Source organism: Ihubacter sp. rT4E-8, assembly GCF_049852125.1.
Taxonomy (GTDB): Bacteria; Bacillota; Clostridia; order Peptostreptococcales; family Anaerovoracaceae; genus Senimuribacter.
The window spans coordinates 1,470,939-1,492,085 of record NZ_CP187532.1 but is presented as its reverse complement, the minus strand read 5'-3'; the positions used below and the strand labels follow the sequence as shown (position 1 = coordinate 1,492,085).

The window sequence follows — 21,147 nt, the reverse complement described above, 5'->3', positions numbered from 1 at the left end:
CTTTAGAAATTTTCAACTTAAATAGTATACTACAGAATAGAAGCATTTTCAATGAATTTTTGAAATTTATCTGGTTCCTTAAAAGCTCAGCAAATGAAACCAATTTTCTATATAATCCGCTCTTTTATTATAGTGCTTCAAGTAGTAAGCATGTTCCCATAGGTCTAAAGCGATGATAGGATGAAATCCACTGGCTAGCGGATTATCCTGATTTGCTGTAGTTACAATTTGCAGCTGTCCATTTTGATCTGTCACCAGCCAGACATATCCGGAACCAAAGACAGTCGACGCTGCTCTCTTGAATTCCTGTTTAAACGCATCGAAGCCGCCAAATCTCTTTTCCATCAGCAAAAGAAGATTCCCGCTCGGTGGGATCGTTTCGTTTATGGGCGCCAACCGGCTAAAATATAGAATATGATTGTATACTCCGCCCGCATTATTGCGTACGCCCTCCTGTATTTCCCATGGCAGCTGATTGTTTCCGATGATTAACTGCTCCAGACTCCAGTTATGCAAAGATGGATATTTACTGATAATATCGTTGAGATTATCTACATAGGTCTGTAAGTGCGCATCATGATGAAGCTTCATCGTCTTTTCATCGATAAATGGCTCTAACGCGTCGTACGCGTACGGCAGGGGTGGATTAACAAAGGGATAATGCTGTTTCAGATTTTCTTCCATATCTGTCCTCCTAAAATGATTACTCCTTTCAGAATATGGACTTTACCTAAAAAAAGTACCTGCTGATCAATAATAATCAGCAGGTACGATTCACCTTATTTTTTCATATTTTTATGAGCCGTGGCCATCATCAGCTTGATTCTGTTCAGTTGGTTTACATCGCTGGCGCCAGGGTCATAATCAATTGCGGCAATATTAGCTTTCGGATTCATCTTTCTGAGAGCCTTCATCATACCTTTGCCTGTTACATGGTTTGGTAGGCAGGCAAACGGCTGTAAGCAGACTACGTTCTCTACGCCACTGTGAATCAATTCAACCATTTCACCAGTCAAAAGCCATCCCTCTCCACATTGATTTCCAATGGAGCTGATGGCAGAAGCTGCTTCCGCGGTATCCTCTATGTAAGCGGGTTCTGTAAAATGCTCGCTACCACATAAAGCCTTACGCATCGGTTTGCGCAGCCACTCTACTGCTTTAATGCCGAGCTTATTGGTCATCATCTGTTTATAAGAACCAGACAGGCGCTCGTAATTGAATTTTTTGCTATACATACCATATAGGAAGAAATCCAGCATATCCAGAACTACCGCTTCTCCGCCTTCATCTTCGATGATAGAAACAATGTCGTTATTTGCATTAGGATGATACTTAACCAAAATCTCTCCTACAACGCCAACCTTCGGTTTTCTCTGCCCCGTACGCTCTACGTTGTCAAAATCTTTTACAATACCGGCAAGATTGCGGCAATAGTCTTTGTAATTAAAATGTATTACATTTTGTATGATCTTTTCATGCCATTTGTCTAAAATCTTCTGACATGTACCAGGAATCTTTTCATATGGCCGCGTTGCATAAAGCACACGCATAACCAGATCGCCATAAACACAGCCAACAGCCAGTCGGAGACCCATTTGCGCGGTAATCTTAAAGCCGGGATTCTTCTCCAAACCTACGGCATTAAACGATACCACAGGTATTTGTTCCATATTCAGATCCTTCAACGCTTTACGCAAGAGCGCTACATAGTTGCTTGCACGGCATCCTCCGCCTGTCTGCGACATAAATACTGCCGTCTTATTCAGATCGTACTCTCCGGATTTCAAGGCGGAAATGATCTGACCTAAAGTCACGATCGTTGGATAACACGCGTCATTATTAATATATTTCAGCCCTTCTTCTACAGAATTTTTATCAACCGGCGGCAGAAGAACCGCATTATATCCGCAGGCCTTCATTCCCTCCTCCAAATACGTAAAATGTATTGGCGACATCTGAGGAACGAGAATATTATAATGATCCCGCATATCCTCGGTAAACAGCTTTCTCTCGTAAGGCGTATGATTTTCAATAGCATGAACGCCGTTCTTTTCTCTTTCCTCCATAGCCGCCTTCAAAGAACGAATTCTAATCTTAGCGGCGCCTAAATTGGAACCCTCGTCGATCTTTAATACGGTATATAGTTTGTTACTGCCTCGGCATATTTCCTCAACCTGATCTGTCGTCACAGCATCCAGACCGCAGCCGAAGGAATTAAGCTGGATCAATTCCACATCATCACAGGTTCCTACAAAGCTGGCCGCCTTATATAATCTGGAATGATATACCCACTGGTCCAGTACCCGAAGCGGTCTTGGCAAATCGGCCATATGCGCGATAGAATCTTCCGTCATAACTACCATATCAAAGGAGGTGATAACCTTATCAATGCCGTGATTGATTTCAGGATCTAAATGATACGGACGCCCCGACAGGACAACCGCTTTCTTATGGTTTTTCCTGGCAAATTTCAGCGCGTATTCTCCCTGCTTGCGCACATCGTTTTTAAAACGAACCTGCTCTTTTCTCGCCTTAGTTACAGCACGCATAACTTCTTCTTTTGATATATGGAAATCCTTAAATTCCTTATATAATGCGTCGGCAAGGCGCAGATCATTATCATAGGGTAAAAATGGATGAGAAAAGCGTACCATGTGTTCTGCAAAAATATCATCCATATTATTAGCAATAACCTCCGGATATGTCGCCACAATCGGACAATTGTAATGATTCGGCGCGCTTGTATCCTCATTACGCTCATAATTTAAACAAGGATAGAAGATCCATTTAGCGCCGTTTTCCACCAACCATTTAATATGACCGTGAACCAACTTTGCCGGATAGCATGCTGTATCCGAAGAAATCGTTTCCATCCCCATCTCATAGAGAGATTTGCTGGACGCCGGAGACAGCATCATCTGGAACTTCAGTTCCGTAAAAAAAGTAAACCAAAACGGATAATTTTCGTACATGTTTAAAACACGCGGAATGGCAACCGTTCCTCTGGAAGCATCGAAATCAGAGATAGGTTTATATCCGAACAAACGCTGGAACTTATATTCATACAGATTTGGCAGCTTATTAGCATGCTGTGCGCCGCCTGCTCCTTTCTCACATCTGTTACCTGTAATAAACCGTGAACCGTCGCTGAATTTGTTGATTGTCAAAATGCATCGGTTTTCACAGCCGTTGCATCTGCCGTTAGAGTGCTCTACAGTAAAGTCATCCAATTCTTCCCTGTTAAGGAGAGACGATTCTGTGTCTTCCATATAATTTTCCATGGCAATTAAGGAACAGCCATAAGCTCCCATTAGTCCCGCAATATCGGGACGGACTACATTTTTTCCTATGATTCGTTCTATACTGCGAAGGACGGCATTGTTCATGAAAGTGCCGCCCTGCACCACGATCTTTTCACCTGCTTCTTCAGGATTTCTCAATTTAATTACTTTGTACAGCGCGTTTTTAATAACAGAATAGGAAAGTCCTGCAGAAATATCTCCAATGGATGCGCCTTCCTTCTGCGCCTGTTTCACCTTGGAATTCATAAATACAGTGCAACGAGTTCCCAGATCTACCGGATTTTCTGCAAAAAGGGCTTCTTGCGCAAAGGCGTCGGTGTCTAAGTTCACTGACTTCGCATAGGTTTCCAGAAATGAACCGCAACCAGAAGAACATGCCTCGTTCAGCATGATATTATAAATAGCATTATCCTTGATCTTCATGCACTTCATATCCTGACCACCGATATCCAAAATGAATTCAACGCCAGGCAAGAATTCTTCCGCTGCTTTGTAATGCGCCATCGTTTCAATTTCGCCTAAATCCGCTTTAAACGCAGCCTTAATAAGGCCTTCTCCATAGCCGGTAACACACGTATTGGCTATAAACGCGTTTTTCGGCAGCAGACTGTATAACTCCTTCAGCATAGTACGCACAGCTTCCAGTGGGTTTCCCTCATTACTGCGATAGAAAGAATATAATAGATTCTTATCTCTGTCAATCAGGGTTGCCTTCGTCGTCGTAGAACCTGCGTCAATGCCTAAAAAGGTTTCTTCTTTAGCACGGCGGATATCTTTCCTCTTAATTCGGTGTTGATTATGACGTGTCATAAACGCGTTATATTCATCTTTATCCTTGAATAGAGGTTCAATATGCTTAGTTTCCGCCATCTGTGATTGGTCAGCAGAGGCCATCCGCTCCGCAATCGTCTTCAAGGATACTTCTTCGCTTTCATCCGCCAACATTGCAGCGCCTATAGCAACAAAATATTTGGAATCCTCCGGAAAAATCACATCTTCCGGTTTTAATTCCAGAGTAGCAATAAAACGGCCGCGCAGTTCAGATAAAAAAGATAACGGACCGCCTAGAAACGCTACCTTCCCTTTGATCGTATGTCCGCACGCCAAACCGCTGATCGTCTGATTTACCACCGCCTGGAAAATAGACGCTGACAAATCCTCAATCGCCGCGCCTTCGTTGATAAGAGGCTGAATGTCCGTTTTAGCAAATACGCCGCAACGTGCAGCAATCGGATAGATCATTTTTTCACTTTTCGCCGCTTCGTTGAGTCCTGAAGCGTCTGTATTAAGCAGAACTGCCATTTGATCGATAAACGCGCCCGTACCTCCAGCACAGGTTCCGTTCATTCTCTGTTCGACAGTAGCGCCGTAGAACGTGATCTTTGCGTCCTCTCCGCCCAACTCAATAGCTACATCCGTTTCCGGAATCAAAGTCTCTACTGCTTTGCTGCAGGCGATAACCTCCTGTTCAAACCGAATACCCAGCAGTTTTGCCAATGACAAACCTCCTGAGCCGGTAATGACAGGCCGCAACGTTATATCACCAAGACTTGTATACATATTCTCAACTAATTCTTTTACCTTATCAAAGACATTTGACATATGCCGCTCATATTTAGCGTACTTTATATCTCCCTGGTCGTTCATCAAAACCAGTTTCACTGTCGTTGATCCGATATCAATTCCTAATTTCATCAGTTTACCTCATGCATATATATAGATATTTCTCCAATAGTCCGTTTATTTTAACATCTTTTTTCAAATTTTTCACCATGCATTTCAAAATTCGTGTATAATACTTTAGTATGAAATGCACAATTAAACGACGAACATACCTGGCAATATACAGGCTATTGGACAAAGTGTCCCCCGTTTCCTTCGACTGCGGCCAATTATGCGGCGCAATTTGCTGCACCTGCGGCAGCGATGACGAAGAATTGGGTATCTATCTCCTCCCCGGCGAGGACAAAGTCCATCAAGACAGTAAAGGAGATAACAGCTGGCTCACATGGAGCGCAGAAAATGCAGAAGACTTCGACTTCCCTGATTCCTGGAAAGGCAAAGTCTATTTCGTGCGTTGTAAAACGCCGCCCGTCTGCCCCAGAGAAAAAAGACCTCTGCAATGCAGAACTTTTCCGTTAACGCCACATATTGATACGGCCGGAAATCTTTCGCTTATCTTAAACGATGTCGAACTGCCTTATCTGTGTCCACTGATTGAGGATGAATTACCATTAAGTCCTGCATTCGTAAAAGCCACCCTCACCTGTTGGAAACATTTAATCAGAGACCCTTTGATCTATGATCTTGTCAGACAGGACTCAAAAGAACGAGACCTTGTAAAATGATTACAAGGTCTTGATTTCTTTTTTGTAAAGGATTTTCAACATAACAGCAGAATAAATCAGTCCAATGATCTCCGCCAGCGGGAAGGATGCCCAGGAAGCTGTGATCCCTGCAGCATGATAAATAATATATGCCAGCGGAAGAATGCCGATCAACTGTCTGAGAAGTGATCCCATTAAACTATATACACCATGTCCCGTGCCTTGAAACAACGTAGATGTCATGATGCCAAAAGCTGCCGGAATAAAGCAAATACTGATAATCCGCAGCGCCGGCACGCCCATCTCCATCATCTCGTCATCCGCGCTGAACATTTTAAGAAAAACATCTGGAAATACTTGAAACAGTACGGTTCCAATTCCCATAATTACCAGCGCCGTGATCAGGGCGTCCTTATATGTTAGCATTAATCGCGCTCTGTTTTTCGCGCCGAAATTGTATCCCATAATCGGCATAGCGCCTTGATTCAATCCAAATACCGGCATAAAGATGAAGGATTGCAGCTTATAATAAACACCCAGTACAGCTACTGCTGTAGCAGAGGCCGCCAAAATTGCATTATAGCCCAACAGCATCACTGAGCCGATCGCCTGCATAATGATAGACGGAAGACCAACCCCATAGATGTCTTTTACCACCTTCCAATCGATGCGAAAACCTTTTAGCTGAATCTTTACGTCATGCTCCTTTCGGAAAAACATGAAAATAGCCACGCACATACCTACAGCCTGACCGATAACGGTTGCGGCCGCCGCGCCAGCGATACCCATTTTAGGCGCGCCGATCAGTCCGAAAATCAAAATCGGATCTAAAATCAAATTGGTCAGTGCTCCGCTTAAGCTGATAATCATTGGCGCGATCATATTTCCTGTAGCCTGCAGTACCTTTTCCAATTGGATCTGCACCATACTGAACAGGCAGAAAATCGTTATAATTCTAAGGTATGTAACGCCGCCGTCAAAGATTACAGCATCGTCGGTATAGGCGTGCATAAATGGGTTTGCCAAAAATATTCCGATTAAGGCGAAAATCACAAAGTTAAAGAAGCCAATCCTGATGCTGGTAGATGCCGCCTTGTTTGCTTCTTCATACCTTTTCGCGCCTAGTCTTCTGGAAATCAAAGAATTGACGCCGACAGAACTTCCTACAGCCAGGGAGATCATCATCATCTGAAGCGGCATAACCAAAGAAACCGCTGTAAGCGCCTTTTGACTGACCATCGCAACGAACATGCTGTCTACAACATTATACAACGCGTTAATCGTCATAGAAAGAATTGCGGGCCATGCCATAGACGCCAGCAACTTTCCGATAGGCGCCGATCCCATTTTGTTTGCTTCATTCATAACGTTCTCTGTGTTCTCGATATTCGTATTTGTTTCCTTTTTCAATGTAACGCGTTCCCCCTTCTACAAAATTGCATAAAAAAGCTATGGGCAAGCCTATAAGCCGGGTTCTGTATTCGACAATCATCTATCTAAGGCGTAACATTACTGCACGCTCATGCGGCCTACCTCTCGGGCGGTGACGGGCCGCCACCTTTTTCGCCCATTTTGGCCTTGCTCCGGATGGGGTTTACACGGCCGTCATGTCTCCATGGCGCCGGTGAGCTCTTACCTCACCATTTCAACCTTACCACGGCACTACCCGTTTCGGCGGAATGTTTCTGTTGCACTTTCCCTATAGTTACCTACGCCGGACGTTATCCGGCATCCTCGCCCTGTGGAGCCCGGACTTTCCTCATGCATCACTGCACGCGACTGTCTGGCTTACCCATAACTAAATAATTTTATCATAAATAAAATTGGATTTCCAGTCTTTTTTTAAAAAATCCATTAGCCAAAATTGCACAAAAAAATTGCCAAGACCAAGCGTTTTCTCAACTGCGCACTTACTTTGGCAATTCGTTCAAAATAAAAGGACTATCTCCTTTTCAATTCATATATTCAACTAAATATAACCATAAAAACATCCTGTAATAAATAATTCTAAAGAATATGATTTATGATTTGCTGATAAACACGATCTATCCAGCCACCCAGCATCGATTTTTCGTATGCGTCATCTGAGTAGAAGGTTTCCCATTTAACTAAATCATGATATGTATTGACTTGTTTTATAAATATTATTATGAGCGCAATGATAATCACAATTCTCAATCCAAATTTGACTTTCTTATTCATCTTTTTCCTCTAATAAATCAGACACAATGTAATTCAAATCTTCCAGCTGATGGACAGCCTTCGCTTCAAAATTACTAATCGCAATCTCCGTTCTCTGTCTCTGTGAAGCGATTTTGAATTGCATAAACAAAATCGCTACAAGAAGCAACGCTACCATAATATGCCATACATCATCGCCTGTGATTTTACTTTTTCTCATCTTAGAATTCACTAGTAATTTCCAGGTTCAACTAATTCAAATAATATTATATATAAATATTGTTTTACACTTTTTATATACATCATATCATATCTTATCTATATATTCAAGTGTATTGTGTTAAATAATAAAAATCGTTAAATTAGTTTCTTTAATATTAAAGTTGTATATTCCTTAATTCTTATTTTCTCGCACTAAAAATGCTGAGACGGATGAAACTTTTCAACCTCTCAGCATTTATTATTTCGCCTATCATAAAATTGGGATTTGCTTTAAGCCCCCGTCTTTACGTAGTTTTCAAGCACAAATGCCTGTGCTTTGTTTACGCCGTCAACTACCGCTTTAGAAGAAATGGTCGCCTTAGAAACAGCGTCAATCGGAGATCCCTTTGCGGTGTCACCGGTTATAATCACCGGCAGGTATCTGCCTGTAAACTGTCCTTTAAAAGCATCTGTCGCAATTTTTTCGCCCAGATACTCCGTCTCTTTCTGGCTCAGCACGTCTATGCCGCATACCAGGGTTCCATCCGCGGAAATTGTCACAGCCAATTCAATGGGACTTTCCGCATTGTATCCCACAGTCGTACATTTGATTACATATGCTACCAGCGCACCGGAAGCATCGTATGCTTCTTCTGCCGCGGTTACATGATAATCTGCGGCATTGGAGCTTGCAATATCTATCTCTTTCGTAGAGGAAACGGTAAAGCCTACCTCCACCGGTTCTGTAAATTTTTTATTGGCGCTGCCGTAAATCGCTTCCGAGCCAAATACCACCGCCGCGGAAATCGCAATCATCACGACCAGCGAAATCACCCAACTGGATGATTTTGGATTAAAATGTGCATTCTGCTTCATTTGATTACTCCTCATTTTTGATATATGCTTCAAAGCCTGTGCTGTAGGTTCGTTGATAATTCTGATTCACCCAGACCGCTTCTACACCGTCCATAGAATCAATCAAGGCTTTTCCCTCCTCGATGGACATATTGAACAGCGCCGTAGACAGTGCGTCGCCCATAGCAGAATCCGGACAGAGCACCGATACACTTGCTACATAGTCTGCCGGCATCAGTGTGTCGGGATCGATAATATGGCAGTATTTTTTTCCGTCAACCGTGTAATACCGCTGATAGTCGCCGCTGGTTACCACAGATAAATCTGTCAGAGACAGACTGACCAGATTCTCTGTCGCCTCCGGGTCGGGATTTTCAATTGCGATATTCCAAAGGGTCCTTCCATCGTCATTTTTATAGCCGAATGTCACCACATTGCCGCCGATACTGATCGCTGCCGACGACCAGAGATGTTCCTGCGCCCATGCGCAGACTTCCCGAACGGCAAAACCTTTGGCTACCGCACCTACATCCAGCTGCAGAGCCGGATCTTTAAAATAAACAGTAGAATTGTCTCGATCGATCACCAAATCGTCAAATTCTGTATGTTTGGCTGCTTCCTCCAAATCCTTTCTGTCAGGAATATACGCTTCCTCAGGATTGTTTGCGGAGTAAAGCCTGCTGTCATGCCAGAGAGAAAGCACTGTGCCGAAGCAGATATTGGTTTTACCTTTGCTCATGGTATAGACTTCCCTGCAGTATTCCAAAAGAGCAAGAATCTTTTGGTCAACTTCTACAGGACCGTCCTTTGCACGCTTGTTGACAACCGCCAGGTTTACCATACCGTCGTAAGTATTGTAAATATCATACAGCTTATTATATTCTTCCAGCTTCTGATGAAAGGCTTCCATGTGTGCATCGAAGCTTTCCTGACTCTCGTCATAAGCGATGACCGTTGACGCAGTGTCAAACAAGTCGATAAAACTGGAAGAAAAACGTTCCTTTTCTGCAGACGACAAACTGCCGCAGCCGGAACAAAATACAATCAGAGTGATCAATAACAGGATAATGTTCTTTTTCATAGTCTGTTATGGAAAAGAGAGCAAAGAAGCCCTTGCTCTCTTTTCGTCCATTCATACTTAGTGAGCCATTGCTGCTTCAATAGCAGAAACGATGGCAGAAACTACAATCGTGCAGCCAGCCTTCAGATCTTCATCAGAAGGATAGCCTTCGCCGTCAACAGCGCCTTTGATTTCGTCTACGGTTTTGCCTTTTGCCCAAGCTTCATAAGCTTCAGCCTGTTCATACCATTCTTTTTCGATTGGGGAAGCGCCCTTCATGTTGTAGTCTTCCTTCAATTCTTTCTTGGTTGCATAGCTGCCAGCCTCTACTTTGAACTTGCCGCCGTCCAGCGCGCATTTTGCCTGAGAAGCGTCGATGAGGCAGGAAGTGATTTTGCCGTCAGCGTCTACAGTAACCGCTGCATAAGCTGCGTCGTACTGCAGATTCTCATCACTGCTCTGATAGGATTTTTCTGCAGTTACAGCTAGCTTCAGCGTATCATCAGCAGAAGCGCCTAAGTCCTGTGCATTGTCGATTGCAGCAGTAACAGCCTTTACGATGTCAGTCAAGTAAATGGTGCAGCCTGCAGTCAGATCTTCGTCAGTCGGATAACCGTCTTCACCGATAGCAGCCTTTACTTCATCAGCAGTTTTGCCCTTCGCCCATTCTTCTAAAGCAGCAATCTGTTCGTACCACTCTTTTCCGATTGGGGAAGCGCCCTTCATGTTGTAATCTTCCTTCTTATCAAGCTTGGATCTCAGATCAGAAACAGTACCGTCATCTGTACCCAGATCAGGCTTAATCTGCATTTCGTCAACCTTCAGGCTGATGATTTTTCCATCTGCATCTACAAGCGCAGCTGCAACAACAGAATCAATCGTTAAAGTCTTGTCCTCAACATCAGCGATGGAGCTTACTACTGCATAACCAGTCTTAGCGCCTGCAGCGTTCGCGTCTCCGCCTTCACCGCCACCGTTGTCATCTCCGCCGCCGCAAGCAGCAAAGGAAAGTACCATAGCGATTGCCAGTGCAGAGATCAATAATTTTTTCATCTTCAGCATAATTTTCTCTCCTAAAATTCCTTTCATACTTTAGTATTAGCGTCTAGTTATATCATATCGAACAATCTTCCAATTGTCAATATTTTATCAATGTTTTGTGATTATTTAAACACTCTGATAATCTTTCTCGGACATTTCTCCGCACAGACACCGCAGTGAACACATTTGCTGTAATCGATCTTTGCAATGTTGTCTTCCATCACAATGGCGTCAGACGGACAGTTCTTCGCACAAAGTCCGCATCCAATACAGCCCGCTTTACACGCGTTCATGACCTCTTTACCCTTAGCGAGAGAAATGCACTGTACCCTGTGGGTTGAGGCTGCCGGTACCAATTCGATTAAATCGTGCGGACAAGCTTTGATGCACTTCCCACAGGCGATACAAAGTTCTTCATCTACAACAGCTTTCTTGTCGATGATGCGAATTGCCCGTTCCGGACATACTTTCGCACAGGAGCCGTAGCCCAGACAACCGTATTTGCAGGCATACGGACTGGATCCCGGCATTTTCGCAGCATAGGCGCAGCTTTCGATTCCGATATACTGGTAATCCACCTGCTTCATATCGCTGGTGCCGCTGCATCTGACATAAGCCACTTTCCGTTCCATCTCGCCAACTTCCTGTCCCATGATTTTGGCGATTTCTTCTGCTACCGGCTTTCCGCCTACAGGACATGCGGTCACAGGCGCGCTTCCCTCTGCGATAGCTTTTGCAAGGGCGTCACAGCCCGCATAGCCGCAGCCGCCACAGTTACTGCCCGGCAACGCTTCTCGTACGGCTACTTCCTGCTCGTTGACTTCTACATGGAAAATCTTTTCTGCCATGCTAAGCGCGATACCGATGATTGCACTGATAACGCACAGAGAGACTACTGCGATGATAATTTCATTCATATTCATATCTTGCCCTCCTCTATGCTAACATGCCGAATCCATAAAATGCGATGGACATCAGGCACGCAGTCATCAGTACTGCCGGCGTTCCTTTGAAGGACGCTGGAAAATCATTGGTTTCACTCTTTTCTCTAACGCCTGCCATGATGATAATCGCAATGCAGAAGCCGATGGAAGTACCGATGCCGGATACCACGCTGGTGATAAAGTCGTTTCCCGACTGTACATTGGTCAGCGCCGTGCCTAAAACAGCACAGTTAGTGGTAATCAGCGGCAGGAACACACCCAGGCTCTGATAGAGCGGCGGTATCATCTTCTTCAGGAACAGCTCAACAAGCTGTACCAGGAAAGCGATTACCATGATAAACACGATGGTTTTCAGGTAGGTCAGATCAAATTTCACCAGAAGAAAATCGTAAAGCAAGCTGGATACTGCAGAAGCGATGGTAATGACGAAGATTACCGCGCCTCCCATACCCGCTGCCGTCTTCACGTTCTTGGATACGCCCAGAAACGGACAGATTCCAAGGAACTGGCTCAATACAACATTGTTAATCAGCGCTGTCGTAAGAAGTACTAAAAACAAACTGTTACTCATTCTTCTCTACCTCCTTACCAGCAGCAGGGCACGTTTCGCAATTTCCGCTGCATCCGCCTTCGCCTTTTACGTGACGGTTTGCACCCTTTAATTTTAACTTATTCTGTATCATACAGAGAATAGAAAGTACGAAGAACGCACCCGGCGCCATAACGAAAATAGAAATCGGCTCATAGCTTTCCGGCATAATCTGCGTATTAAAGATGGTTCCGTTTCCGATCAGTTCTCTGACCATACCGATGACGGTCAAACCAAATGTAAATCCGAGACCAATCCCGACGCCGTCAAAGGCGGAAAGAAACGGTCCGTACTTAGACGCGTAAGTCTCAGCTCTGCCTAAAATGATACAGTTTACTACGATCAACGGAATAAAAATCCCAAGACTTTCGTACAGGAATGTCATATAGGCATGCATCAAAAGCTCCACAATAGTTACAAAGGATGCGATGATGATGATGTAGACCGGTACTCTGACGCCGCCCGGAATCACTTTTCGCAGAAGTGAAATAATCAGGTTGGACATAATCAGTACCGCCATGGTCGCTACGCCCATGCCAAAGCCGTTGCTGGCGCTGGTGGTAACTGCCAGAGTCGGACACATACCGAGCATGAGCACAAAGGTCGGGTTTTCCTTGATGATGCCGTTGTATAATCTTTCTAATACTGCTTTCATCCTTCTCACGCTCCTTTCAGTTCCTTATGATAGTAATCGATTGCGCCGTTTACTGCTGTCAGCACCGCGTCAGTGGTGATCGTCGCACCGGCAATCATATCGATTTCGTTGTTTTCCATTTTCGCGCCGGAGGCCACATGAGACACAGGATCTGCTTTCATGCCGACAAACTGTGCCGCAAATTCATCACTGGTACACTGTCCTCCCAATGTCTTTGTCTCATTGCAGACCAACGTGGAAAATCCTTTGATAATCCCATCGTTTCCGATGCCCAGGGCAATCTGCAAATCGCCGTCATACCCATTATGTGCCGTTACAATCACCACATAGCCGGCGTCCTTGACCTCTTTCACCGCATTGACCGTATAATTTTCACCGGACACTTCGTCCATTTTATGGTCAATCATGCTTTCCGGGTCTACATCCGGGAACGCCTTCGCCATTGGGTCCACTTCCTCCACCGGTGCAAGTCCGCCGCCGAAATGAGCCTGATAGAATGCGATTGCCGCGTTTGCCGCATCTGTTACAGCGCCGGTTGTAATCGTAGCGCCGCCGATTGCGTCGATTTCGTTATCAGCGGAAGCCCCTGTCTTGCTGTAAGCAAGTGTCTCCGCTTTCTTTCCTTTAAATTGTTCTGTAAACGCAGGTTCTGTACATTTGGAACCCAGACCCGCGGTTTCAGCGTGAGAAACTACGTTGAATCCGGTCAGCACACCGTCTGCAGTAATACCGATTGCGACTTGAATATTGCCGCCGTAACCACTAGGAGAAGTTGCCGCGATGACATAGCCCTTTGGTGTACCGCTGGAATCAGTCGGATCCACTACAGCCAATACATCGTTGACAAAGCATCCGCTGTAGCCTGCCTCACTTAGCAGATCCGCAGAGCCTTCCAGAAGGGCTTCTGTATTGTCAATCTGCGCAAAACCTTCTGCTTCCGGATAAACAACTTTGTACACTTCTGCTCTGGCATTGATCTCCGCCTGTTCGATCGGGGCTTTCGTCACCTGATAAACCACGGAAAGCGCCAAAATCGCCACGAAAGTTACTACGACCAGAACCAGCGTATTGGTTAACGTTGATGATTTCTTCATGCCTTGCTTCCCCCTTTCGCTTTTTCACTGCCGAAAGGTCTTGGAATGGTTACCTTTTCAATCAGCGGCACCAGCAGATTGCAGATGATAATCGCATAGGAAACACCTTCTGCAGAAGATCCTACCGTTCTAAACAATGCCGTAAACAGTCCAAGCAGCATGCCGTAAAGCAGCTGCCCTTTCACCGTAATCGGACTGGTTGCATAATCGGTCGCCATAAAGAATGCGCCGACCAAAAGTCCTCCAGAAAGTACCTGCGCCGCCAGATAAGCTGCGCTGGTATCGCCGCCGTTAATCAAGTTAATCAGCAAAATAAACACAACGGTGGACAACACATAGGTAAGAGGAATCCGAATAGAAATTATCTTCTTTATGATTAAATATGCGCCGCCAGCCAGAATTGCCAGCGCTGATACCTCTCCAATGCAGCCGCCGTGAAATCCTAAGAACAAAGATAGCAAATCAGGAATTTCTCCGGCCTTGATGCTTGCCAGCGGTGTTGCCGCAGATACACCGTCCAGGGTGAAATCTGTCATTCTTCCTGAGAAAGAAATCAACAGGAAACATCTTGCCGCAAGCGCCGGATTCATAAAGTTCTGTCCCAATCCGCCGAATAGCATCTTAACCGCAACGATGGCAAACAGACCGCCCAGCACAGGCATCCACCAAATTGCGGTAGCCGGCAGATTGATTGCCAGAATCAGACCCGTTACCACTGCGCTGCCGTCGAACACCGTAACCGGCTTCTTCACTGCTAAATCAAATAGAAGTTCTCCAACTACACAGGTGACTACTGAAATGATGATCACCTGCAGCGCACCAAATCCGAAATGATATACGCCAAAAGCGAGAATCGGAAGAAGTGCGATGATCACGTCCCGCATAATAGACTGGGTCGTGCTTTGCTCCCTCACATGGGGGGATACTGAAACGTTATACATAAAACACCTCTGCTTCTTAACCAACAATACGCATTTCGCGCACTTTTGCCTTACCCAGTTTGAACATTTGCGTGAGAGGAATCTTTGCCGGACAGCCATACGTACAGCAGCCGCATTCCATACATTCCATACCGCCGAGACGTTCAAACTCTTCATAGTTCTCCGCTTTGACCGCCTTTGCAAGCATTTGCGGAATTAAATTGCTCGGACAGGCGCCGACGCACCGTCCACAATGAATACATGCCGATTCCGAAAGCACCGCAACATCATCCTGCGAGAATACAAGAATGGCGGAAGATGCCTTTACCACAGGTACATCCAGCGTTGCCATGGCAGTTCCCATCATCGGTCCGCCTGCTATGTATTTCACCGCGTCTTCTCCTGCGCCGCCTGCCGCTGCGAGAACCTGTTCAAAAGACATACCTAGAGGCACATCCAGGTTGCACGGCGCATTTGCTGCTTCCCCGGTTACCGTCATAATCCTGTGGATCAACGGTTTATTCTCGTATACTGCTTCGTAAATCGCGAAGCAGGTAGCGGCATTGATCACCAGGCATCCTTTGTCAGCCGGCAACATCTTAGAATTGATTTTTCTTCCTGTTACAGTATAAATCAGCTGTCGTTCTCCGCCCTGCGGATATTTGGTTTTCAATGCTTCTACAGAAATTTTTTCTTCTGCTGCAGTCTTTTCTTCAAACAGTCTGATCACATCAGGTTTATTGTCTTCGATGCCGATGACAACCTTTGCTTTCTCAAACAGTTTCAGCACTGCTTTTGCCCCCAGAAGAATTTCATCGCTTTTTTCCAACATCAGACGATAGTCCGCAGTCAGATACGGTTCACACTCCGCGCCATTGATAATCAGTGTATCAATGTCCTGCGGATTCTTCGGGGAAAGCTTTACGCCGGTCGGAAAACCTGCGCCTCCTAATCCTACAATCCCTGCCTTCGTAATTACATCAATAATTTCTTTGCCGGATAAGCTGTCAAGGCTGCGCGCCTTGCCATACCCTTCCGCTGTTTCCTCTGCGCCGTCATTTTCAATGACGATGCATTCTGTTTTCTCTCCATTTACGACCAGTCGTTTTTCGATGGCTTTTACCGTGCCTGACACGGCGCTGTAAATCGGAGAGGAGATAAATCCGTCGGCTTCTGCAATCATCTGTCCCTTCAGAACGCGGTCTTTGGGAGATACGACTGCTTTCGCCGGCGCCCCAATATGCTGCGCCAAAGGATAGACCATGACTTCTGCCGCAGGAATGACCGCAATGGAACTGTCCTTGGACAGATCTTTTCCTTCATACGGATGCACTCCTTTTTTTGCTCTGTTTTGATTCATTCAATCACGCTCCTCATGTTATATAGGCAGTTCTTGCTTTTATTTTATCATAGTACTTTAGTTCTATCAATCATATTGTTAGTTTTTTTGACATTTTTTTTGATAGTTTTTTGACAATTATAGGCCAAAAGGATTCAAAGAAGATGCCGATTCTAGAATATCGATCTTCTCATCAACGCAAGCCTCACGCAGTTGACGCGCCATATTCTCTGCAAAGATCCTTTCACTACCGTAATGTCCCAAATCTAAAATACAAATACCCATCTCCTTGGCTGCCTGGGCTTCATGATATTTCACATCTCCGGTAATGTAAAGATCGCATCCCTCCTCAAAAGCATCCCGAATAAATTCACTGCCTGCTCCAGTACACCATCCTACTGTCGTAACAGTACATGACGGATCTCCAACATAACGAAAAGCATCTTCCTCCATATCTAAAGCTCCAGCTGCTCTGTGCATGAGCTCAGCAAAAGTGATCTCAAACGGAGACTCCCCCTTGCGGCAAAACCTGTTTTCACGGTCAAAAGGCCTGATATTCTGAAACTCCAACAGCTGACCAAGATAATCATTATTACCGCCTTCCATCTTATCAAAGCTGGTATGACACGAATATACTGATATATCATTTTTAATCAGACGAAAAAGATATCCTCCTATAACATCTTCCTCGTCCACTTTCTTTATTCCTTGGAAAAGCAGCGGATGGTGCGTCAAAATCAGATCGGCTCCTTCTGCAATCGCCTCATCTATAATCTGATTGGTAACTTCTAAAGATACCAATACAGTCTGTACATCCTCACCAGAACAGTTAATCTGAAATCCACAGTTATCCCAGCTTTCCGCCATATCTGAACTACACAATTCTTCAATTTTTTCGATAAGACGTTGTTTTTTCATGTATGCGCCTCCATTCTTCTCATCAATACTTGCAGCCGGTCAATCCGTTCCTTAACCGGTACGCACTGCCTATCCGCATCCTTACTGTTCTCTAAGATATTCTGCAAAATTAAATTCTCCTGCTCCAGCTTCCTTTGAAGATATTCTTTCGTCAAACCTCCTTTTGCTTCTATCAAATCGTCGGGATAATCAAAAAATACGCTATATGGCGATGCTTTTTCTGATACCGTCAGCTTGTCCGGATCAGTTTCTACCGTCATGATTTCACAGATAAACTTTCCCTCTCTGACCAGACTTTCCTTCACCACGGTAAACCCATGAACATACAGCCAATGCCGCAGTTTTCCCGGATAGTTTCTCGGTTGAAGAATGAATCTCTTGATAGATCTGCTTTTCGCCAGATCCCATCCAAGAATATCGCAGATCAATAAGCCGCCCATGCCGGCAATGACCACCACGTCCACCTCCCCATAATCCAATACGTCTATACCGTTGCCGATGCGGTGGTCGAAGTGTATTGATCGGTCAAATTTTTCTGCGAAGTCCATACAGTTGTCCTTTGCTTTTTGCAGAGATCCTTCGCTGATATCTGTCATAATCGCTTTGGGACATTTTTTCTTTGACATCAAATAAATCGGCAAAAAACCATGGTCACATCCAATGTCGGCCATGGTTTCTCCTACTTTTATTTCGTCAGCAATCAGTTGTAATCTATCGCTTAGTTTCATGTGTTACTCCAGATAATCTTTCAGCTTCTTGCTTCTGCTTGGGTGTCTCAGCTTTCTCAGCGCTTTCGCTTCAATCTGACGAATTCTTTCCCTCGTTACATCGAATTCCTTTCCGACTTCTTCTAAGGTTCTCGATCTTCCGTCTTCAAGACCAAAACGCAATTTCAACACTTTCTGTTCTCTATCGGTCAAAGTGTCCAGAACTTCTACCAGCTGCTCTTTCAGCATGGAAAATGCTGCTGCCTCAGCAGGAGCCGGTACGTCATCGTCAGGAATAAAATCTCCCAAGTGGCTGTCTTCTTCTTCTCCGATTGGTGTTTCTAAGGATACTGGTTCCTGTGCAATTTTCTGTATTTCACGAACCTTCTCAACAGATATCTGCATTTCCTTTGCAATTTCTTCCGGCGTCGGTTCTCTGCCGTAAGTCTGCAGCAACTGTCTGGAAACACGAATCAGCTTATTGATAGTCTCCACCATATGCACCGGAATTCTAATTGTTCTGGCCTGATCGGCAATAGATCTGGTAATCGCCTGTCTAATCCACCAAGTAGCATAAGTAGAAAACTTATATCCCTTTCTGTAATCAAATTTATCCACTGCCTTAATCAATCCAAGATTCCCTTCCTGAATCAGATCTAAAAACAGCATGCCTCTTCCTACATAACGCTTGGCAATGCTAACCACCAATCTCAGATTTGCCTCGCAAAGTCTTTTCTTTGCCTCCTCATCGCCTGCTTCCATCCTTTTCGCCAGCTCGATTTCTTCCTCTGCGCTCAAAAGAGGCACTTTACCAATTTCTTTCAGATACATTCTGACGGGATCGTCAACGGCAATTCCTTTCGGCAATGTAGCTTCAATATCTATTTCACCGGATTCCGTCATTACAATGCCGTCATCCTCCGAATGTCCGTCCAGATCATCCTCATCATCCAAAATCATGGCAAAATCCTCAGGCTCTGTTTCACTGGCTATCTCAATATCCTTTGCCAACAACACCTCATATATCTCATCTACTGTGTTCTTGTCCAAATCAAAGGAATCCAAATAATCTGCCATATCAGTGTAAGTCAGGATATTCTTCTTAGTTTTTGCTTTTTTTACAAGCTGATTGATCAGTTCAGTTTTGATCTGCTCAGGTGTCATGCCAGCAAATACTTCATTTAAATTAGTTGGTTTTTTATCGTCTTTGCTCATTCTATGTCCCCCTTACTGGTTTTGATTTTGTTTGCGTTCTCTCTGTACTTTCATCAATTGTTCTGTCAATTGCATTATTTTTTCTTGATTATCTTCTTCATCAGCCAAGGAAAGCAATGTAATCAAGCGTTGTTCTTCCTGCGCCAGTCTTCCCTGTTTCCAGGTTCTGATACAATCGTCAAAAACCTTTTCTTCATTTCCGCCTACAATAACATGATCCATGATCTCTGAAAGCATGTCCCCGTCTTCCTTAGGCAATCCATCCAGAAGCCGGTTCAAATCTATTCTATGATTCTTTCTGTATTCTTCCTTTAAAAGCTCATAAATCCGCTGAGAAAAATCACTTTCGAAGACTTCAGGAAAACCAGACAACTTATCTATATATGATTCTTCCGTCAGTATTACTCGCAGCAACGTACGTTCTACTGGTGAGATATTTGACGGAAGCAATTCTTCATTTTCTTCTCTCCGAGATACAAAATGAGGCTTTTCGATACTATCATTGCCTAAAAGTTCCATTTTAATCGCACTTTCTGCGATTTTCAACTCTTTTGATATCTTTTTTATATAAATTTCCTGTTCTACCGGACTCAGCTCACTGAGAACCTCTTTGGTGACTTTCTTAATATAATCTATTTTATCTTCATCACGGTTTAAGTCGAATCCTGATTTCATTGCTTCTAAACGGTAATCACCATAAGGAAGCGCCCCGTCAACAAGCTTGAGAAAAGCTGTTTTCCCATTCTTTTTGATGTATTCGTCCGGATCTTTGCCATCTGTAACATGGAGTACCTTAACCTTACAATCTTCCTTCTTTAGGATTTCCATGCCTCGCAGAGCTGCCGCCCTTCCTGCACCGTCAGCATCATAGGAAAGAACAACATCCCGCGTATACCGCTTAATAAGATGCGCCTGATTTTCTGTCAACGCCGTTCCCAGCGATGCAGCTACATTCTCTACACCGCTTTGACACAACGCGATAACGTCCATATAACCCTCTACCAGGATAATATATCCTTCCTTTCCCACATTTTGTCTGGAAAGATTTAAACCGTATAAATTATTCTTCTTTTGAAAAATTTTGCTCTCAGGTGAATTCAAATATTTTGGGTTATCTTCCGGATCAATTGCCCGGCCGCCAAAGCCAATCACTTTTCCGCCAGTATTGATAATCGGAAATATTACTCTGTTTCGAAAACGGTCATAGCATTTTCCGCCTTTTCCTTCTGAAACCAGTCCCAATTCTATCATAATTTTTTTATCCACGCCCTGAGACTGCAAATAGCGATATAAGCTATCCCATTGTTCATCAGCATAACCGATACCAAACCTTTTCAAAGTAGCAGGTGAAATATCACGCCGTTTCATATAGGCATAGCCTTTATTGGCCCGTTCAGTAAAGCAACGGTAAAAAAAACCTGCCGCTAACTTATTCGCCTGATAATAAAGATCTCTGTTATCATTGTATCCTTTTCTTTCCAGCGTAATTCCATATTCTCCGGCAAGTTTCTCTACTGCTTCTCCAAATTCCAAATTATAGTATCGTTTCACATACTCAATGACGTCGCCGGTAGCGCCGCATCCAAAACAAGTAAATATCTGCTTCGCTTCTGAAACTACAAAAGACGGTGTTTTTTCATTATGAAACGGGCATACGCCTTTGTGGTTGCTTCCGGCTCGCTTCAGCGGCACGGTTCTTCCCACCACATCAACAATGTTGATCTGACTCTTCAGATTCTCTATGGTAGAATTAGAAATAGAAAAGCCCATGCTTTATCCCCCATTTTATTCTTTCATAA

The 21,147-nt window shown here is 44.3% G+C and carries 18 protein-coding genes and 1 other RNA gene; 1 reads left to right on the top strand and 18 read right to left on the bottom strand.

Annotated elements, in window-relative coordinates; genetic code table 11:
- Positions 1-78: 78 nt before the first annotated feature.
- Together ACPW7J_RS07400 and ACPW7J_RS07395 are read right to left on the bottom strand one after the other, a co-directional pair.
- Complete coding sequence (locus tag ACPW7J_RS07400; RefSeq protein ID WP_161873171.1) at positions 79-684, bottom strand: superoxide dismutase; 606 nt, start codon at positions 682-684, stop codon at positions 79-81.
- Between the two features lie 95 nt (positions 685-779).
- Positions 780-4,997 carry an acyl-CoA dehydratase activase-related protein gene (locus ACPW7J_RS07395; RefSeq protein ID WP_425754849.1) on the bottom strand — a complete coding sequence of 1,406 codons (4,218 nt, stop codon included), beginning with the start codon at positions 4,995-4,997 and terminating at the stop codon, positions 780-782.
- A 158-nt stretch (positions 4,998-5,155) separates the two neighbouring features.
- On the opposite strand from ACPW7J_RS07395, the gene ACPW7J_RS07390 reads away from it, so the two are divergent.
- The gene (locus ACPW7J_RS07390) at positions 5,156-5,650 is read left to right on the top strand and encodes a hypothetical protein (protein WP_425754848.1); all 495 of its coding nucleotides are present in this window, start codon (positions 5,156-5,158) and stop codon (positions 5,648-5,650) included.
- Here ACPW7J_RS07390 and ACPW7J_RS07385 read toward each other — a convergent pair whose 3' ends face one another.
- From ACPW7J_RS07385 to dnaG, 16 genes are all read right to left on the bottom strand, one after another.
- Positions 5,651-7,039, bottom strand: coding sequence for an MATE family efflux transporter (locus tag ACPW7J_RS07385; RefSeq protein WP_425754847.1), 1,389 nt, complete (start codon positions 7,037-7,039; stop codon positions 5,651-5,653).
- 38 nt (positions 7,040-7,077) lie between these two features.
- An RNA gene (gene rnpB / locus ACPW7J_RS07380) (RNase P RNA component class A) lies at positions 7,078-7,424 on the bottom strand.
- Between the two features lie 399 nt (positions 7,425-7,823).
- On the bottom strand, positions 7,824-8,030 hold the full coding sequence (locus tag ACPW7J_RS07375) for a hypothetical protein (RefSeq protein WP_425754846.1): 207 nt from the start codon (positions 8,028-8,030) through the stop codon (positions 7,824-7,826).
- A 272-nt stretch (positions 8,031-8,302) separates the two neighbouring features.
- Entirely contained in the window at positions 8,303-8,887 is a 585-nt protein-coding gene (locus ACPW7J_RS07370; RefSeq protein WP_425754845.1) for an FMN-binding protein, read from the bottom strand.
- Positions 8,888-8,891: 4 nt separating this feature from the next.
- The gene (locus tag ACPW7J_RS07365; protein WP_425754844.1) at positions 8,892-9,947 is read right to left on the bottom strand and encodes an FAD:protein FMN transferase; all 1,056 of its coding nucleotides are present in this window, start codon (positions 9,945-9,947) and stop codon (positions 8,892-8,894) included.
- 57 nt (positions 9,948-10,004) lie between these two features.
- Positions 10,005-10,988 carry a hypothetical protein gene (locus ACPW7J_RS07360; RefSeq protein WP_161873177.1) on the bottom strand — a complete coding sequence of 328 codons (984 nt, stop codon included), beginning with the start codon at positions 10,986-10,988 and terminating at the stop codon, positions 10,005-10,007.
- Between the two features lie 101 nt (positions 10,989-11,089).
- On the bottom strand, positions 11,090-11,890 hold the full coding sequence (locus ACPW7J_RS07355) for an RnfABCDGE type electron transport complex subunit B (RefSeq protein WP_425754843.1): 801 nt from the start codon (positions 11,888-11,890) through the stop codon (positions 11,090-11,092).
- Between the two features lie 13 nt (positions 11,891-11,903).
- Complete coding sequence (locus tag ACPW7J_RS07350) at positions 11,904-12,482, bottom strand: electron transport complex protein RnfA (protein ID WP_424959821.1); 579 nt, start codon at positions 12,480-12,482, stop codon at positions 11,904-11,906.
- On the bottom strand, positions 12,475-13,155 hold the full coding sequence (rsxE, locus tag ACPW7J_RS07345) for an electron transport complex subunit E (protein WP_161873180.1): 681 nt from the start codon (positions 13,153-13,155) through the stop codon (positions 12,475-12,477). The genes ACPW7J_RS07350 and rsxE overlap by 8 nt, the downstream gene beginning before the upstream one ends.
- 5 nt (positions 13,156-13,160) lie before the next feature.
- Positions 13,161-14,249, bottom strand: coding sequence for an RnfABCDGE type electron transport complex subunit G (locus tag ACPW7J_RS07340; RefSeq protein ID WP_425754842.1), 1,089 nt, complete (start codon positions 14,247-14,249; stop codon positions 13,161-13,163).
- Positions 14,246-15,190, bottom strand: a complete 945-nt coding sequence (locus ACPW7J_RS07335) for an RnfABCDGE type electron transport complex subunit D (protein WP_425754841.1) — start codon at positions 15,188-15,190, stop codon at positions 14,246-14,248. Before ACPW7J_RS07335 ends, ACPW7J_RS07340 begins: the two co-directional genes overlap by 4 nt.
- Positions 15,191-15,206: 16 nt before the next feature.
- A complete protein-coding gene (gene rsxC / locus ACPW7J_RS07330) occupies positions 15,207-16,529 on the bottom strand; it encodes an electron transport complex subunit RsxC (protein ID WP_425754840.1) in 1,323 nt (440 codons plus the stop codon).
- Positions 16,530-16,646: 117 nt separating this feature from the next.
- Complete coding sequence (locus ACPW7J_RS07325; protein WP_425754839.1) at positions 16,647-17,426, bottom strand: Nif3-like dinuclear metal center hexameric protein; 780 nt, start codon at positions 17,424-17,426, stop codon at positions 16,647-16,649.
- Positions 17,423-18,154: a tRNA (adenine(22)-N(1))-methyltransferase gene (locus ACPW7J_RS07320; protein WP_425754838.1), complete on the bottom strand. Its 732-nt coding sequence runs from the start codon at positions 18,152-18,154 to the stop codon at positions 17,423-17,425. Before ACPW7J_RS07320 ends, ACPW7J_RS07325 begins: the two co-directional genes overlap by 4 nt.
- Before the next feature lie 3 nt (positions 18,155-18,157).
- Complete coding sequence (gene rpoD / locus ACPW7J_RS07315; RefSeq protein ID WP_161873345.1) at positions 18,158-19,297, bottom strand: RNA polymerase sigma factor RpoD; 1,140 nt, start codon at positions 19,295-19,297, stop codon at positions 18,158-18,160.
- Positions 19,298-19,360: 63 nt separating this feature from the next.
- Positions 19,361-21,118 (bottom strand): DNA primase, encoded by a 1,758-nt coding sequence (dnaG, locus tag ACPW7J_RS07310; protein WP_161873186.1) that lies wholly within the window; start codon positions 21,116-21,118, stop codon positions 19,361-19,363.
- Positions 21,119-21,147 lie beyond the last annotated feature (29 nt).

What these genes read in the sequence shown, in the direction of transcription:
- ACPW7J_RS07400 (WP_161873171.1), bottom strand. Translation starts at nt 684, where the DNA reads ATGGAAGAAAATCTGAAACAGCATTATCCCTTTGTTAATCCACCCCTG.
- ACPW7J_RS07395 (WP_425754849.1), bottom strand. Translation starts at nt 4,997, where the DNA reads ATGAAATTAGGAATTGATATCGGATCAACGACAGTGAAACTGGTTTTG.
- ACPW7J_RS07375 (WP_425754846.1), bottom strand. Translation starts at nt 8,030, where the DNA reads ATGAGAAAAAGTAAAATCACAGGCGATGATGTATGGCATATTATGGTA.
- ACPW7J_RS07370 (WP_425754845.1), bottom strand. Translation starts at nt 8,887, where the DNA reads ATGAAGCAGAATGCACATTTTAATCCAAAATCATCCAGTTGGGTGATT.
- ACPW7J_RS07365 (WP_425754844.1), bottom strand. Translation starts at nt 9,947, where the DNA reads ATGAAAAAGAACATTATCCTGTTATTGATCACTCTGATTGTATTTTGT.
- ACPW7J_RS07360 (WP_161873177.1), bottom strand. Translation starts at nt 10,988, where the DNA reads ATGCTGAAGATGAAAAAATTATTGATCTCTGCACTGGCAATCGCTATG.
- ACPW7J_RS07355 (WP_425754843.1), bottom strand. Translation starts at nt 11,890, where the DNA reads ATGAATATGAATGAAATTATCATCGCAGTAGTCTCTCTGTGCGTTATC.
- ACPW7J_RS07350 (WP_424959821.1), bottom strand. Translation starts at nt 12,482, where the DNA reads ATGAGTAACAGTTTGTTTTTAGTACTTCTTACGACAGCGCTGATTAAC.
- rsxE (WP_161873180.1), bottom strand. Translation starts at nt 13,155, where the DNA reads ATGAAAGCAGTATTAGAAAGATTATACAACGGCATCATCAAGGAAAAC.
- ACPW7J_RS07340 (WP_425754842.1), bottom strand. Translation starts at nt 14,249, where the DNA reads ATGAAGAAATCATCAACGTTAACCAATACGCTGGTTCTGGTCGTAGTA.
- ACPW7J_RS07335 (WP_425754841.1), bottom strand. Translation starts at nt 15,190, where the DNA reads ATGTATAACGTTTCAGTATCCCCCCATGTGAGGGAGCAAAGCACGACC.
- rsxC (WP_425754840.1), bottom strand. Translation starts at nt 16,529, where the DNA reads ATGAATCAAAACAGAGCAAAAAAAGGAGTGCATCCGTATGAAGGAAAA.
- ACPW7J_RS07325 (WP_425754839.1), bottom strand. Translation starts at nt 17,426, where the DNA reads ATGAAAAAACAACGTCTTATCGAAAAAATTGAAGAATTGTGTAGTTCA.
- ACPW7J_RS07320 (WP_425754838.1), bottom strand. Translation starts at nt 18,154, where the DNA reads ATGAAACTAAGCGATAGATTACAACTGATTGCTGACGAAATAAAAGTA.
- rpoD (WP_161873345.1), bottom strand. Translation starts at nt 19,297, where the DNA reads ATGACACCTGAGCAGATCAAAACTGAACTGATCAATCAGCTTGTAAAA.
- dnaG (WP_161873186.1), bottom strand. Translation starts at nt 21,118, where the DNA reads ATGGGCTTTTCTATTTCTAATTCTACCATAGAGAATCTGAAGAGTCAG.